Genomic DNA, 13,799 nt, shown 5'->3' with positions numbered 1-13,799 from the left:
GTGTGAGTGGTTGTGCACGCGTGCGGGTCAGCCCGAAAGCACATACAAGAGTAGAATAGTCATATGCCCGACATGCAAACGATCAACGCCGACCTGCACTGCCATTCCACCGTGTCCGATGGCACGATGTCGCCACGCGCCGTGGCTGAACGCGCGTATGCGGGCGGTGTGCGGCTGTGGTCGCTCACCGACCATGACGAGGTTGGCGGCCAGGCCGAGGCGCGTGCCGCGGCCGAGGCACTGGGCATGCGCTATGTATCCGGTGTCGAGATCTCGGTCACGTGGGCCGGGCAGACCGTGCATATCGTCGGGCTGCAGATCGATCCGTTCTGTCCCGACCTGATCGACGGGCTTGCCGACACGCGTTCCGGCCGTGCCCGGCGCGCACGCGATATCGGCGAAGCGCTCGCGAAGATCGGCATTGAAAACGCCTACCAGGGCGCGCTCAAGTATGTGGGCAATCCCGACCTGATCTCCCGCACGCACTTCGCGCGCTGGCTGGTGGATCAGGGCCACTGTGCGACGATCGGCGATGTATTCAGCCAGTACCTGTCCGAAGGGCGGCCAGGCTACGTGGGCCACCGCTGGGCGAAGCTGTCCGAGGCGATCGCCTGGATCAAGGCTGCGGGCGGCATTGCCGTGATGGCCCACCCGGGCCGCTACAACTACACCGATACGCAGCACGACGCGCTGTTCGACGAATTTACGGCCCTGGGCGGCCGTGCGGTCGAGGTCGTGACCGGCAGCCATACGCCGGACCAGTACCGGCGCTATGCCGAGGTGGCGCGCCACTACGGCCTGCTGGCGTCGCGTGGCTCGGACTTCCACGGCCCTGGTGAGGGTCGCGTGGAGCTCGGCGCGCTGCCGCCGCTGCCGTCGACGGTGACGCCGGTATGGCACGACTGGTAGCCTCCGCAGGCCGCCGGGCAGGCACGGCCGACAGGGCCTTGCCGCCGGGCACGAACTTCGTCAGATCCCGTCCCTGAGCCCGGCCATGTCCCAGTACTTCGAAATCCATCCGCAGAACCCGCAGCCGCGGCTCATCAAGCAGGCCGTGCAGATCGTCCGCCAGGGCGGGCTGATCGCGCTGCCGACCGACTCCAGCTACGCGCTGGGCTGCCAGCTTGACGACAAGGCCGCCGTGGAGCGCCTGCGCCGGCTGCGCGGCATCGACGACAAGCACCACCTCACGCTCATGTGCAGCGACCTGTCCGAACTGGGCAGCTTTGCGCGCGTCGACAACCGGCAGTACCGCTGGATCAAGGGCGCCACACCCGGGCCCTATGTCTTCATCCTGGAAGCCACCAAGGAAGTGCCACGGCGGCTGTCGCACCCCTCGCGCAAGACCATCGGCGTGCGCGTGCCCGAGCACGCCATCCCGCTGGCGCTGCTGGCCGAGGCCGGCGAGCCGTTGCTGACCGCCACGCTTCAGTTGCCAGGCGACGAGGAGCCGATGAACGATCCGGCGGAAATCCGCAGCCGGCTCGAAAAGCTGCTGGATCTGGTCATCTGCGGCGGCCCGGCGCCGGCCGAGCCTACCACCGTGATCGACCTGACCAGTGGAGAGCCCGAACTCGTGCGCCAGGGAAGGGGCGATATCGCACGGTTCGGTCTCTGAATTCCCGCCGCATGTGATGCGGCGGCCAGCCCGCCCGGTACAATAAGTCTCATGGATTCCTCCCTCATTCAGACCTTTGCCGTCTATGCCCTGCCCGTGCTGTTCGCGATCACGCTGCACGAGGCTTCGCACGGCTATGTGGCCAAGCACTTCGGTGACACGACGGCCTACGCGCTGGGTCGCGTCAGCCTGAACCCGGCACGGCACATCGACCCGATCGGCACCATTGCCGTGCCGCTGCTGCTGTATCTGCTGACCAGCGGCCAGTTCGTGTTCGGCTATGCCAAGCCGGTCCCGGTCGATTTCGGGCGGCTGCGCAATCCGCGCTGGCACGGCATGTGGGTGGCGCTGGCCGGTCCGGTCAGCAATATCGTGCAGGCCTTCCTGTGGGCGCTGATCGCGATCGGGCTGGCCTGGGGGCGGGTGTCGGAGCCGTTCTTCAGCGAAATGGCTCGCGCCGGTGTGCTGGTCAATCTGGTCGTGGCGGCGTTCAACCTGTTTCCGATTCCGCCGCTGGACGGCGGCCGTGTGCTGACCGCGCTGCTGCCGCCGCGCGTGGCCTATTCGGTGTCGCGCATCGAGCCGTATGGCATTTTTGTCGTGCTGGCGCTGGTGGCGGCAGGCGTGATCACCTCGGTCTGGATGCGGCCGGTGATCAACCTGCTGAGTTCGGTCGTCGAGCTGATGCTGCGGCCGATCATCATGCTGCTGCAGTAGGGGCGAGGTCCATGCTCGCCCATGCGCCGACCGGCGCTCCGTCCGACTGGGTCATGCGCTGGGCGCACCTTGTGCGCCCGGCCGGTCGCGTACTCGATCTTGCCTGTGGCAGCGGCCGGCATGCGCGCTGGTTCGCACAGCGCGGCCATGCGGTGGTCGGCGTCGACCGCGATGCCGAGGCCGTTGCCGCGCTGCCTGCGCCGATTGGCGGGCGCGTGGAAGACCTGGAGCAGGGTGCCTGGCCGCTCGCCGACGAGGCGCCGTTCGACGCGATCGTCATCACCAACTACCTGCATCGTCCGCTGTGGGCAGACCTTGCCGGCGCGCTGGCGCCGGGTGGCGTGCTGCTTTATGAGACCTTCGCGAGCGGAAACGAGACCGTCGGCAAGCCTTCGCGGCCGGATTTTCTTCTGAATCCCGGCGAACTTCTCGAAGTGGCGCGCACGCACGGGCTGCGTGTGATCGGCTATGAGGATGGCGTGCTGGAAGTGCCCCGTACGGCGTTTGTGCAGCGTCTTTGTGCGGTGCGCGAGGTGGCGCACACGGCAGGCGGCAGCGTGCCGCCACGCTACCGGCTACCGGGCTGAAGCGGCGTCTAAGTTGTCCGCGAGAATGCGGCTTCACACGTTGAACCGTTTGGTGTAACCCCTTGTCGGAACATCGGTCGAGCCGGCCGGCTGTTCCGGTACAATCTCGTTATTCGCATCCCGAATTCCCTAACGTTATGACACAGATTACCGGCAGCATTGTTGCCATCGTCACCCCGATGCATGAGGACGGCAGCCTGGATTACCCGGCGCTGCGCGCGCTCGTCGACTGGCACGTGGCCGAGGGTACCGATGCCATCGTGATCGTTGGCACCACCGGCGAATCGCCCACCGTCTCGGTGGACGAGCACTGCGAACTGATTCGCGTGGCGGTGGAGCAGGCTGGCAAGCGGATTCCCATCATCGCCGGTACCGGCGGCAACTCGACCAAGGAAGCCATCGAGCTGACGGCCTTCGCCAAGAAGGTTGGCGCCGATGCCTCGCTGCAGGTCGTGCCGTACTACAACAAGCCGACCCAGGAAGGCATGTACCGGCATTTCCGCACCATCGCCGAGGCGGTGGAGCTGCCGGTGCTGCTGTACAACGTGCCGGGCCGCACCGTTGCGGACATGACCAACGACACCATCCTGCGCCTCGCGCAGGTGCCGGGTATCGTCGGGGTGAAGGAAGCGACCGGCAACATCGACCGCGCCGCGCAACTGATCAAGGATGCGCCGGAAGGCTTTGCGATCTACAGCGGCGACGATCCGACCGCCGTGGCGCTGATCCTGCTGGGCGGCAAGGGCAATATCTCGGTGACTGCCAACGTGGCACCGCGCAAGATGCACGAGATGTGCGTGGCCGCGCTCAAGGGCGACGTGGTGACCGCGCGCCGCCTGCACATGGAGCTGATCGAGTTGAACAAGGCGATGTTCGTCGAGGCCAACCCGATTCCGGTCAAGTGGGCCCTGCAGCAGATGGGCAAGATGGAAGGCGGCATCCGCCTGCCGCTCACGCCGCTGCTGGAGTCCAACTACGAGACCGTGCGCAAGGCATTGGCCGCCGCTGGCCTGCTGCGCTGATTTTCCGGCGCACCCGTGCCGTCCCATCAACTAGGATTGCGTGTCAATGAAACTCAAGCTTAACCGCCGTGGCGCGACGCAAGTCCGCCGCGCCGCACTGGTTGTGCCCGTGCTTGCCGCGGGCGTGATCACGGGCTGCAGCAGCATCAACGATGCGATGCAGCCGGACAAGATCGACTACAAGTCGTCGGCTTCCAAGCGTACGCCGTCGCTCGACATCCCGCCTGACCTGACCAAGCTGGATGGCGATCGCCGCTACTCCGTGCCGGACCAGGGCGGTACGAACACCTCCACGCTGTCGAACTACAGCCAGGCGACCAAGACCCGCGAGGCATCGCCGACGGAAAACGTCCTGCCTTCGGCGCAGGGCATCCGCATGGAGCGCGACGGCAACCAGCGCTGGCTCGTGATCAGCAACGGCATGCGCGCCGACCAGCTGTGGCAGTCGCTGCGTGGCTTCTGGCAGGAAAGCGGTTTCCTGCTGGTCCAGGATTCGCCTGAGACCGGCATCATGGAAACGGACTGGGCGGAAAACCGCGCCAAGATTCCGCAGGACATCATCCGCAACACCATCGGCAAGGTGTTCGACGGCCTGTACTCGACGTCGGAGCGCGACAAGTTCCGCACGCGCGTCGAGCGCTCGCAGAACGGCACGCTCGAAGTCTTCATCAGCCATCGTGGCGCGCAGGAGCAACTGACCGGTGTCGACAAGTCGACCACCGTCTGGACGCCGCGTCCGGCCGATCCGGAACTGGAAGCCGAATTCCTTTCGCGCCTCGCGCAGCGCCTGGGCGTGCAGAAGGAACAGGCTAACCAGATGGCCAAGAACCCGGCGCCGGCGGGCAACGCCGCAGCGGCTGGTGCTGCTGCCGAGGCAACGGGTGCTGCGGCCGCGGGCGATGCCGCATCGGCCGCCGGCAAGTCCTACCTGTCGCAGGTCAATGGCTCGCCGGCGCTGCAGATCCCCGAGCCGTTCGACCGCGCCTGGCGTTCGGTGGGCCTGTCGCTCGACCGCGTGAACTTCACAGTCGAAGACCGCGACCGCGCCCAGGGCCTGTACTACGTGCGCTATGTCGATCCGCGCACCAATGTCGACAGCCGTGGCTTCTTCTCGAAGCTGTTCACCAAGCCGGATGATCCGAAGACCGCCAAGAAGTACCGCGTGGCGCTCAAGGGCACGGGCTCGGGCACGCTGGTGACGGTGCTCAACGATGCCGGTCAGCCGGAGAACGGCGAAGTCGGCAAGCGCATCCTCTCGCTGCTCGACGAGCAACTCCACTGATACGTGGAGTGCCGGTCGATCGAACGGGCCGCACGGCCCGGATTACGCGATATGTCATGAGGCGGGCGCTCGCATGATGCGCTTTGCCTTTCTTGGCAGTGGCAGCGAGGGCAACTCGCTGCTGGTTGAATCCCGCGAAGGAACCACCACCACCCGCATCCTGCTGGACTGCGGCTTCGGCATCCGCGAGACGGCCAGGCGCCTGGAGCGCCTTGGTGTCACGCCGGACCAGCTCGATGCTGTGCTGGTGACGCACGAGCATGGCGATCACGTCGGCTCCGCTTACCCGTTCGCGGCACGCCACGACCTGGCTGTGTATACGAGCCATGGTACATGGCTGGCAACCCGCCATATGCGGGGCGCCGAGTTGGCGGACGTGCGCGTCTGCGGTGCAGACCATGTGTTCAGCATCGGCAGCCTGCAGGTGTTGCCCTATACCGTGCCGCACGATGCGCGCGAACCTCTGCAATTCGTGCTGTCCGATGGGGATGCACGCCTTGGTGTGTTGACCGATATCGGCATGGAAACGCCTTATGTGACGGCGCGCCTGTCAGGCGTCGATGCACTGGTGCTCGAATGCAACCACGATCGCGAAATGCTGCGCAACTCGGTCTATCCGGCATCGCTCAAGCGTCGCATCGGCGGTGATCTCGGTCACCTGGCCAACGAGGTCGCGGCAAGCATCCTCGCGCAGGTTTCCCATAGCGGGTTGAACCGCGTGGTCGCGGCGCACCTGAGCAAGCAGAACAATACGCGTGAACTTGCCACGGAGGCGCTGGCGTCTGCGCTTGGCGCATTGCCGACGGACGTGCTGGTGGCGGATCAGGAAGCGGGGCTGGACTGGCAGTCAGTCCGGGGATAAGAGGCGACCAGATTTGGTGGCCTGAAAGAGCTGGTGGTGGCTAATGCAACCGCCGCAGAAACAAAAAAACCGACCCGAAGGTCGGTTTTTTTGTTGGTGCGAACCAATTACTGCTTGGCAGCCGGAGCCGAAGCGTCAGCGGCCGGAGCCGATGCGTCAGCAGCCGGGGCCGAGGCTTCAGCAGCCGGAGCGGCCGGGGCTTCAGCGGCGGGAGCCGAAGCGTCAGCGGCGGGAGCGGCAGCGGCCGGAGCAGCGGTGTCAGCAGCCGGAGCAGCAGCTTCTTCCTTCTTGCCGCAAGCGGCGAGAGCAACAGCGGCCAGCAGCGATGCGATCAGGAGAGACTTCTTCATTGTTCGTCCTTTAACTTGTAATAACCAAAAAAACAGGCGATGAATAATTACCGGTAATTATCGCTCTTGAACTGCAAAATAGAGGCTCTCCCGGTGCCGACAAATGCAGTGGTACACAGTACTAGCCAGCCGACGATTATATCCGCGTTTTCCCGGCTTGTGTAGCGTGAAAATTTACGGAATTGCAATGTTACGCATTATTACAGTGCAGGCGGTGACAGCTGTAACCAGCCTTCGAGAGACCAGTGATGGAAGGTGTCAAGCAGGTCCGGCAGGTCGGCACATGCCTCCATTTCCTTTGCGGAAAGTTGTCGATAATCGGCCAATCGCCGCAACCACTGTGCCAGTTCCGGCTCGGGTTCGTAGGCTTCGCCATTCAGGAAGAAATGCGTGTTGTCATAGAGCGCAATCGAACCGGGCGCCAATACGACGCCATGCGTGCGCGCAAGCTTGGCGTATTGGCGCATCGCGATATCGGGCACCTCGGCGAACTCGACCGTCGGCTTCGGTTCGGACAGGTAGGTACCCACGAATTCCGACACCATCGCACTGTTCCATTGCAGTGCCTTGAGGCGCTGCGCAACGGCCTTCGCCATGCCGGCGGGCAGTTGCGCGGGATGCTTCGCCGCACGCTCGCCAGGATCCGCGTAACGTCCGCCGAGGTCCTCGTTGTCTTCGACCGTCTCGGACAGCCACGCAAGGAAATGGCCCGCAAGTTCGCGGTACGCAGGCGCGCGGAAGCCGATCGAGCATGTCATGCATTCGCCTTCGGCAATGCCGTCGTGCGCATACTGCGGCGGCAGGTAGAGCATGTCGCCGGGCTCCAGCACCCATTCCTCTTCGGCGCTGAAGTCGGCCAGGATTTTCAGCGGCATGTTCGGCACGAGGTCGAGCTTCGTCTGCGACGAAATGCGCCAGCGGCGCCGGCCCGAAACCTGCAACAGAAATACGTCGTAAGAATCGAAGTGCGGACCGACGCCGCCGCCGTCGGTCGCGTAGCTGATCATCAAGTCGTCCAGGCGCGCGTCGGGCACGAAGCGGAACTGGCCCATCAAGTCGGCCGCGGCTGCGTCATGGAGGTTGACACCCTGCACCAGCAGGGTCCACTGTTTAGTCTTGATGGTCGGCAGGTTGTCGGCGGCGAAAGGGCCGTTCTCGAGCTTCCACCTGTTGCGGAAGTGCGTCACCAGGCGCGACTCGACTTCGTCGCGGTCGGCCAGGGCGAAAAGCGCCTCGCGCGACACAGGCGGCACAATCTCGGGAAATGCCTGTCGAATCAACAGCGGTTTCCGTTGCCAGATATCGCGCATGAATGCAGCGGGCGTCATGCCACCGAGAAGGCCGAGCGGTGCATCCGGATCGACGGGGCCAGGTGGCAGGGCGTGCGCGTATAATGCGGAATCGTTCATGGAGTCAAGAATTGAAAATCGCTAAGAACACGGTGGTGTCCGTGGTGTACAAGCTGTCGGATGCGCAAGGCAATCTGATCGAGGAATCGGATGAGGCCATGGTCTACTTGCACGGCGGCTATGATGGCACGTTCCCCAAGATCGAGGAAGCACTCGACGGCCACGACACGGGCTTCGAGACTCAGTTGCAGCTGGAACCCGAAGACGCGTTCGGCGACTACGACGCCGACCTCGTCAAGGTCGAGCCGCGCGACCGTTTCCCCGAGCCGCTCGAAGTCGGCATGCAGTTCGAAGGCATGCCGGAAGATGGCGATGAAGAAGACTCCGTCATCTACACCGTGACCGATGTGGCCGAAGACAAGGTGGTGCTCGACGGCAACCATCCGCTGGCCGGCATGGCGCTGCGCTTCTGGCTGAAGGTGTCCGAAGTGCGCGAAGCCACGGCCGAGGAAATCGAGCACGGTCACGCGCACGGCGCATCGGGCGTCGAGGTGGTCGACGAAGATGACGACGACACCCCGCGTACGCTGCACTGAGATCTCGCAGTAGCGATGTCAGCAAAAGAGCCGGTCATGCCGGCTCTTTTGTTTTATGGCGAGCGCCGGCTAATTTCCGACCCCGTCCTTCAGCACCACACTGAACGGCGAGGCCGCTTGCGGCGTCACGATCAGTTCGGTCCATTGCGCCGTCGTGCCGACCGGCAACGCCACGCGCGTGAAGTTCGGCATCGGCTTGCCCGCCGAGTCACGTAATGGCTTGTCGGTGCGATAACCACTGCTGCCCGCGTGCACGAGCAGCACCTGCCCACGATAGCGGCCAGCCAGTTCGCGCAGCTGCCGCTTGAACTCCAGATAGCCATCCCGCGGGCGCCGGCGCATGAATCCGTCAAGCAGCGACGGCTTGCCGCGCTTCTCCCAGCCGTTGCCAAACTGCGGATCGCCATGCGCGACGATGATGATCCCCGTCATGCCATGCTGCTGCGCGAGCGAGAACGCGCGCGCGAGCCACTGCCGGTTGGCTTCGCGACGATCCTCGAACTCGCCGTTGCGGCCACCTTCGTTACGGTAGTGGTTGTTGTCGCCCGGGACGTTCAGGCCGACCAGCAGGATGTTGCCGAGGCTGAGCCGCACGTTCTCGCGGAAGCTGCGGAACATGGCCTGGTCCGACTGGCGCACGACTGCGCGTGGGTGCCTGCCAAGCGTGGCGTCTTCCGGAAAGTACAGCTCGCGCAAGCGGTTGAGCCGCTCCATGGCATCGAAGTTGCCATTGACTGGCAGGTGGCATTCGGCCCAGTCGGTTTCGCCAGGCACGTACACCAGCGGCAGCGGCGACTGGTCGAGCAGGTGTTGCCTGGCCTGCAGCACCGCATCGCCGCATGACTCCGTATCGCCCTTGATGCCGCCTGCATGGACAACGAGGTCGAGCTTGCGCTCGGCCAGCAGGTCGAGGAGGGCGGCGAACCGGTCTTCGGCTGCCGGCCATTGCGGCAGGTCCGACAGCAACGCGATGCGGATGGTCTCCGGGGCAGCGGCCTTGCCCGCGCGGCGGGCTGGCGCGGCGGCGGACACTGACATGGCGGCCAGCAACGGCAGCAATGCGGCAATGATCAAAGCCCGGCCACGGAGCCGGCAGCCACAGGCGTTCATGCGGCGTCAACAACCTCGCCAGCCAGCACCTTGAGCCGGTAGAGCGCATCCAGCGCAGCGCGCGGCGTGAGGCTGTCCGGGTCCAGATCCGCGAGCGCGTCGAGTACGGCTGCTTGCTCCGGCAGCAGAGAGGCAATTTGCGCAGGCTTCGTCGTGGCGGTCGGCTCGTCTTCGTCGCTCGTGTCCGGATGCGGCGGCGGGGCGAACAGGTCGAGCTGCGGCGTTGGCGTGGCATCGGCCGACTGCTGCTCGAGCCATGCGAGATGCTTGCGCGCCGCGCGGATCACCGGTTGCGGCACGCCGGCGAGCTGCGCGACCTGCAGGCCGTAGCTCTGGCTGGCCGGCCCGTCCTGCACCGCGTGCAGGAAGACGATGCCGTCGCCATGCTCGACAGCCGACAGGTGCACGTTGGCCGCCTGCGGGAACTCCTGCGGCAGTTGCGTGAGCTCGAAGTAGTGGGTCGCAAACAGCGTGTGGCTGCGATTGTGCGACAGCAGATGGCGTGCGATCGCCCAGGCCAGCGCGAGCCCGTCGAAGGTCGAGGTGCCGCGGCCGATTTCGTCCATCAGCACCAGGCTGGCAGGCGTGGCGTGGTGCAGGATGGCTGCCGCTTCGGTCATCTCGACCATGAACGTGGAGCGCCCGCCGGCCAGGTCGTCGGCGGCGCCGATACGCGTGAAGATGCGGTCCACCGGTCCGATCACGGCGCGCCGGGCCGGCACGTAGGCACCCACGCAGGCGAGCAGCACGATCAGCGCGGTCTGCCGCATGAAGGTCGACTTACCGCCCATGTTCGGGCCGGTGATCAGCAGTAGCTTGCGCGCCTCGTTGAGCTGGCAGTCGTTGGCGATGAACGGCACGGATTCGGCCGCGAGCTGGCCTTCCACCACAGGATGGCGGCCCTGCACGATGTCGACCACGTTTTCGTCGACGCGCTCGGGGCACGACCAGTCCAGCGTCTGTGCGCGCTCGGCCAGCGCGGCCAGCACGTCCAGGCGCGCCAGCGCACCCGCCACCCGTTGCAGCTCGCCGATATGCGGCAGCAGCGCCTGCAGCAGTACGTCATAGAGTTGCTTCTCGCGCGCCAGCGCCCGGTCCTGTGCCGACAGGGCCTTGTCCTCGAAGGCCTTCAGCTCGGGCGTGATGTAGCGCTCGGCATTCTTCAGCGTCTGGCGTCGGCGATAGTCGTCCGGCACCTTGTCGGCCTGGCCGTTCGTGACCTCGATGTAGAAGCCGTGCACGCGGTTGTACTCGACACGCAGGTTGGCGATGCCGGTGCGGGTACGCTCGCGCGATTCCAGGTCGACCAGGAACTGACCGCAGTTCTCGGAGATATCGCGCAGCTCGTCGAGTTCCGCGTCATAGCCGCGTGCGATCACGCCGCCGTCGCGCACGACCGTGGCGGGCTCCTCGGCGACTGCGGAGATCAGCAGATCGAGGCAAGCCTGCGGCACGGCGAGTTCGGCGACGGTCAGCGACAGCAGGGAGCTGTCCGGCTCGGCCTGCAGGCACGCACGCACATGCGGCAACGCGCGCAGCGTATCGCGCAGCGAAGACAGGTCGCGCGGGCGCGCGTTCAGCAGCGCCAGCCGCGAGGTAATGCGCTCCACGTCAGCAAGCTTGCGCAGCGCGCCGCGCAGGTCGTCGATACCGTGGTCGATCAGAGCACCGATGGCCTGCTGGCGTGCACGAGGCAGCGCCGGGTTGCGCAGCGGGTGATGCAGCCAGTGGCGCAGCGCGCGGCTGCCCATCGCCGTCGCGCAGGTATCCAGCAGCGAGAACAGCGTGGGCGATTCGCCGCCACGCAGCGTCTCGGTCAGTTCCAGGTTGCGGCGCGTGGCCGAGTCTAGTCCGACGAATTCCGATTCGCGCTCGACCTTGATGTCACGCACATGGCGCAGCGACTGGCCTTGCGTGGTCGCCGCATAGTTCAGCAGCGCGCCGGCCGCACCGATCGCGGCGCCAAGCCCGGCGCAGCCGAATGGTTCCAGGCTCGCCACGCCAAGCTGTTCGAGCAGGCGGCGCGTGCCGGCATCCTGGTCGAAGTGCCACTCCGGCAGCCGCGTACGCGCGCATGCCACGGCAGGCAAGTCGATGCCATCCGCGTAGAGCAGTTCGGCGGGGCGGATGCGTTCGAATTCGCGCGCGAGCTGTGCCGCTTCGCATTCCATCAGCCGCAGTTCGCCGCTGGCCAGGTTCAGCCAGGCCAGGCCGGTCTTGCTGATGCCGCGCCGCGTGGTCTGCTGATGGACCGCCATCAGGAACGTATCGGACTTGTCCGGCAGCAGCGAGGCGTCGGTCAGCGTGCCGGGCGTGACAATGCGTACCACCTTGCGCTCGACCGGTCCCTTGCTTGCGGCCGGGTCGCCGATCTGTTCGCAGATCGCGACCGACTCGCCGAGCTTCACGAGCTTGGCGAGGTACTGGTCGGCCGAATGGAACGGAATGCCGGCCATGCGGATCGGCACCCCGTTGGAACTGCCGCGCGCGGTCAGCGTGATATCGAGCAGCCGCGCGGCCTTTTCGGCATCGTCGTGGAACAGCTCGTAGAAGTCGCCCATCCGGTAGAAGAGCAAAGTGTCCGGATGGTCCGCTTTGATGCGTAAATATTGCTGCATCATCGGCGTGTGACGCTCTGCGGAAGGTCCCGTCACAGCTTGGTCGGGGGACCTCTTTCCGCGCAATCCCTTTGCTGGCGCGGCCTCCGCGTCAGTCATGAGACTCTCATTCATCTCGTCAACACTCATCGTCACTCGCCTACACTCCAGTCTTTAGCGTAGGTTTTTAGCGTATCATCCCGAAAAACCTACGCCGGGGTGTGTCTATGCCGTTCCGGCAAAACCTACGCTACTGAAAACCTACGCCATGTATTTCGATGCGCGCGCTGCCAAGCTGCTCAAGCCGGGGGAGCACATGACGATCGAAGGCCATCCAGGTCTGCGCCTTGAATGTACCGCCAACCGACGCACGTGGACCTACCGCTACAAATCGCCCGTCGACGGCCGCATGAGGCAGACGAAGATCGGAGCTTGGCCAGCGATGTCGCCGGCGGCCGCCATTGTCAGGTGGGAGGAGCTTAGGCTCGCCCGGGACAGTGGTCGCGATGTAGCCGCGGAGAAGCGCACGGCGAGAGCAAGCGCGCAATCGGTAATGGGCGGAAGTTTACCCCAGGAGGGAGCCTATACGGTCCGAGCTCTCTGCCGGGACTACCTGGTCGAGCATATTGAGCGTAGGCGCGCGCTGAAAGGATCAAAAGAGATCCGCCGTATGTTTGACACGATGCTTGGGTCGGTTGCCGGCCTTCTCCCGGAGCAGGTGACTCGGGCGGTGGCATTTGATCTGTTGAAGTTGTATGTGCACATCCCAGTACAGGCCGGGAAGCTGCGTTCGGAGCTTGGGGCAGCCTGGGACTATGCCCTTGACTCCGGAAAACTCTCGGAAGACGCGCCAAACTGGTGGCGTCAGATCATGCGCGGGCGGTTGCGTAGCAATGGTAAGAAGATTGCAGGCAAGTCGATCGGTGCGGTGAAGCGCGTTCTTACAGAGCAGGATGTTGGCGAGCTCATCTGCTGGCTTCCGAATTTCAGTCGTATCGTGAATGACGCCCTCACGTTGTACCTGTGGACAGGTACCCGCGGCTCGGAGATTGCTGCCATGGAAGCTGCCGAGATCAGTGAGGAAAAGGACGGTCTTTGGTGGACTATCCCGAAGGAGAAGACCAAGAACGCCAGGAACCCCGGCGCAACGGATTTGCGCGTGCCGCTGCTTGGGAGGGCAGAACAAATTGTGCGGCGGCGGCTAGCAGTGGCTGGGGATGGGTACCTTTTCCAGTCACGAGCCGGCGGTCCCATGGAGCAGAAGGTGATTCAGACAGCCGTTCATTACAATCAGCCGTATTCCAAGACTCGGCCGGAATCCAAGCGGCCGCGGTTACCTGTTACGCACTGGGCGCCGCACGATCTCCGTCGCACAGTGCGCACCATGCTAGCGGCTATGGGGTGTCCCAACGACGTTGCGGAGTCTGTCCTCGGGCATATGCTGCCAGGCGTGCAGGGCGTCTACAACCGGCATACGTACGACCGGGAGCGGCGCGAGTGGCTGGAGAAGCTGTCAGAGAAATTGGAGGGACTTGCCCGTTTGCCGAGCACCCGAGTGGGTGCTCAACTGTGTCGTGGACCGGATGGGGCTGAATGAAATTCTTTAGAAAACAATGTGTTATGATCGCTGCGCGAACCTCATGTTAAGCGTGAGTTGCATTCATCCGATTGATGCCGTACCGTTCCGATGGTGTCTTAGCGCACTTTCT

Annotated in this window: 13 protein-coding genes; 9 read left to right on the top strand and 4 right to left on the bottom strand. The window is 64.7% G+C overall.

Annotated features, from left to right (window positions below; all coding sequences use genetic code 11):
* Positions 1-63: 63 nt before the first annotated feature.
* The 7 genes from KHO41_RS00870 (at position 64) to KHO41_RS00840 (ending at position 6,088) form a co-directional block, all read left to right on the top strand.
* Positions 64-909: a 3',5'-nucleoside bisphosphate phosphatase gene (locus tag KHO41_RS00870; protein WP_211951424.1), complete on the top strand. Its 846-nt coding sequence runs from the start codon at positions 64-66 to the stop codon at positions 907-909.
* A gap of 85 nt (positions 910-994) precedes the next feature.
* Positions 995-1,618 (top strand): L-threonylcarbamoyladenylate synthase, encoded by a 624-nt coding sequence (locus KHO41_RS00865; protein ID WP_211951423.1) that lies wholly within the window; start codon positions 995-997, stop codon positions 1,616-1,618.
* Between the two features lie 51 nt (positions 1,619-1,669).
* Entirely contained in the window at positions 1,670-2,335 is a 666-nt protein-coding gene (locus KHO41_RS00860; RefSeq protein WP_211951422.1) for a site-2 protease family protein, read from the top strand.
* Positions 2,336-2,346: 11 nt separating this feature from the next.
* Positions 2,347-2,922, top strand: coding sequence for a class I SAM-dependent methyltransferase (locus tag KHO41_RS00855; RefSeq protein WP_211951421.1), 576 nt, complete (start codon positions 2,347-2,349; stop codon positions 2,920-2,922).
* Positions 2,923-3,059: 137 nt separating this feature from the next.
* Positions 3,060-3,944, top strand: coding sequence for a 4-hydroxy-tetrahydrodipicolinate synthase (gene dapA / locus KHO41_RS00850; protein ID WP_211951420.1), 885 nt, complete (start codon positions 3,060-3,062; stop codon positions 3,942-3,944).
* A 46-nt stretch (positions 3,945-3,990) separates the two neighbouring features.
* Positions 3,991-5,226 (top strand): outer membrane protein assembly factor BamC, encoded by a 1,236-nt coding sequence (gene bamC / locus KHO41_RS00845; RefSeq protein ID WP_211951419.1) that lies wholly within the window; start codon positions 3,991-3,993, stop codon positions 5,224-5,226.
* A gap of 73 nt (positions 5,227-5,299) precedes the next feature.
* Complete coding sequence (locus KHO41_RS00840) at positions 5,300-6,088, top strand: MBL fold metallo-hydrolase (protein ID WP_211951418.1); 789 nt, start codon at positions 5,300-5,302, stop codon at positions 6,086-6,088.
* A gap of 107 nt (positions 6,089-6,195) precedes the next feature.
* Here the strand turns inward: KHO41_RS00840 and KHO41_RS00835 are convergent, their stop codons facing one another.
* A complete protein-coding gene (locus KHO41_RS00835; protein WP_211951417.1) occupies positions 6,196-6,438 on the bottom strand; it encodes a hypothetical protein in 243 nt (80 codons plus the stop codon).
* 200 nt (positions 6,439-6,638) lie between these two features.
* Entirely contained in the window at positions 6,639-7,847 is a 1,209-nt protein-coding gene (locus KHO41_RS00830) for a ribosomal protein uL16 3-hydroxylase (protein ID WP_211951416.1), read from the bottom strand.
* An 11-nt stretch (positions 7,848-7,858) separates the two neighbouring features.
* Between KHO41_RS00830 and KHO41_RS00825 the strand changes: the two genes are divergently transcribed.
* Complete coding sequence (locus KHO41_RS00825; RefSeq protein WP_211951415.1) at positions 7,859-8,383, top strand: FKBP-type peptidyl-prolyl cis-trans isomerase; 525 nt, start codon at positions 7,859-7,861, stop codon at positions 8,381-8,383.
* 69 nt (positions 8,384-8,452) lie between these two features.
* Here KHO41_RS00825 and KHO41_RS00820 read toward each other — a convergent pair whose 3' ends face one another.
* Positions 8,453-9,493 carry a metallophosphoesterase family protein gene (locus KHO41_RS00820; RefSeq protein ID WP_211951414.1) on the bottom strand — a complete coding sequence of 347 codons (1,041 nt, stop codon included), beginning with the start codon at positions 9,491-9,493 and terminating at the stop codon, positions 8,453-8,455.
* On the bottom strand, positions 9,490-12,114 hold the full coding sequence (gene mutS / locus KHO41_RS00815; protein WP_211951413.1) for a DNA mismatch repair protein MutS: 2,625 nt from the start codon (positions 12,112-12,114) through the stop codon (positions 9,490-9,492). The genes KHO41_RS00820 and mutS overlap by 4 nt, the downstream gene beginning before the upstream one ends.
* Positions 12,115-12,358: 244 nt before the next feature.
* Here mutS and KHO41_RS00810 point away from each other — a divergent pair, with 244 nt between their 5' ends.
* Positions 12,359-13,687: a tyrosine-type recombinase/integrase gene (locus KHO41_RS00810; RefSeq protein ID WP_211951412.1), complete on the top strand. Its 1,329-nt coding sequence runs from the start codon at positions 12,359-12,361 to the stop codon at positions 13,685-13,687.
* Positions 13,688-13,799: the final 112 nt, after the last annotated feature.

It is taken from the genome of Cupriavidus numazuensis, from assembly GCF_905397435.1.
In the GTDB taxonomy this organism is placed as follows: Bacteria; Pseudomonadota; Gammaproteobacteria; order Burkholderiales; family Burkholderiaceae; genus Cupriavidus; species Cupriavidus numazuensis.
Note: the sequence above shows the minus strand (reverse complement) of the source record. Positions and strands in the feature narration are given on the sequence as shown.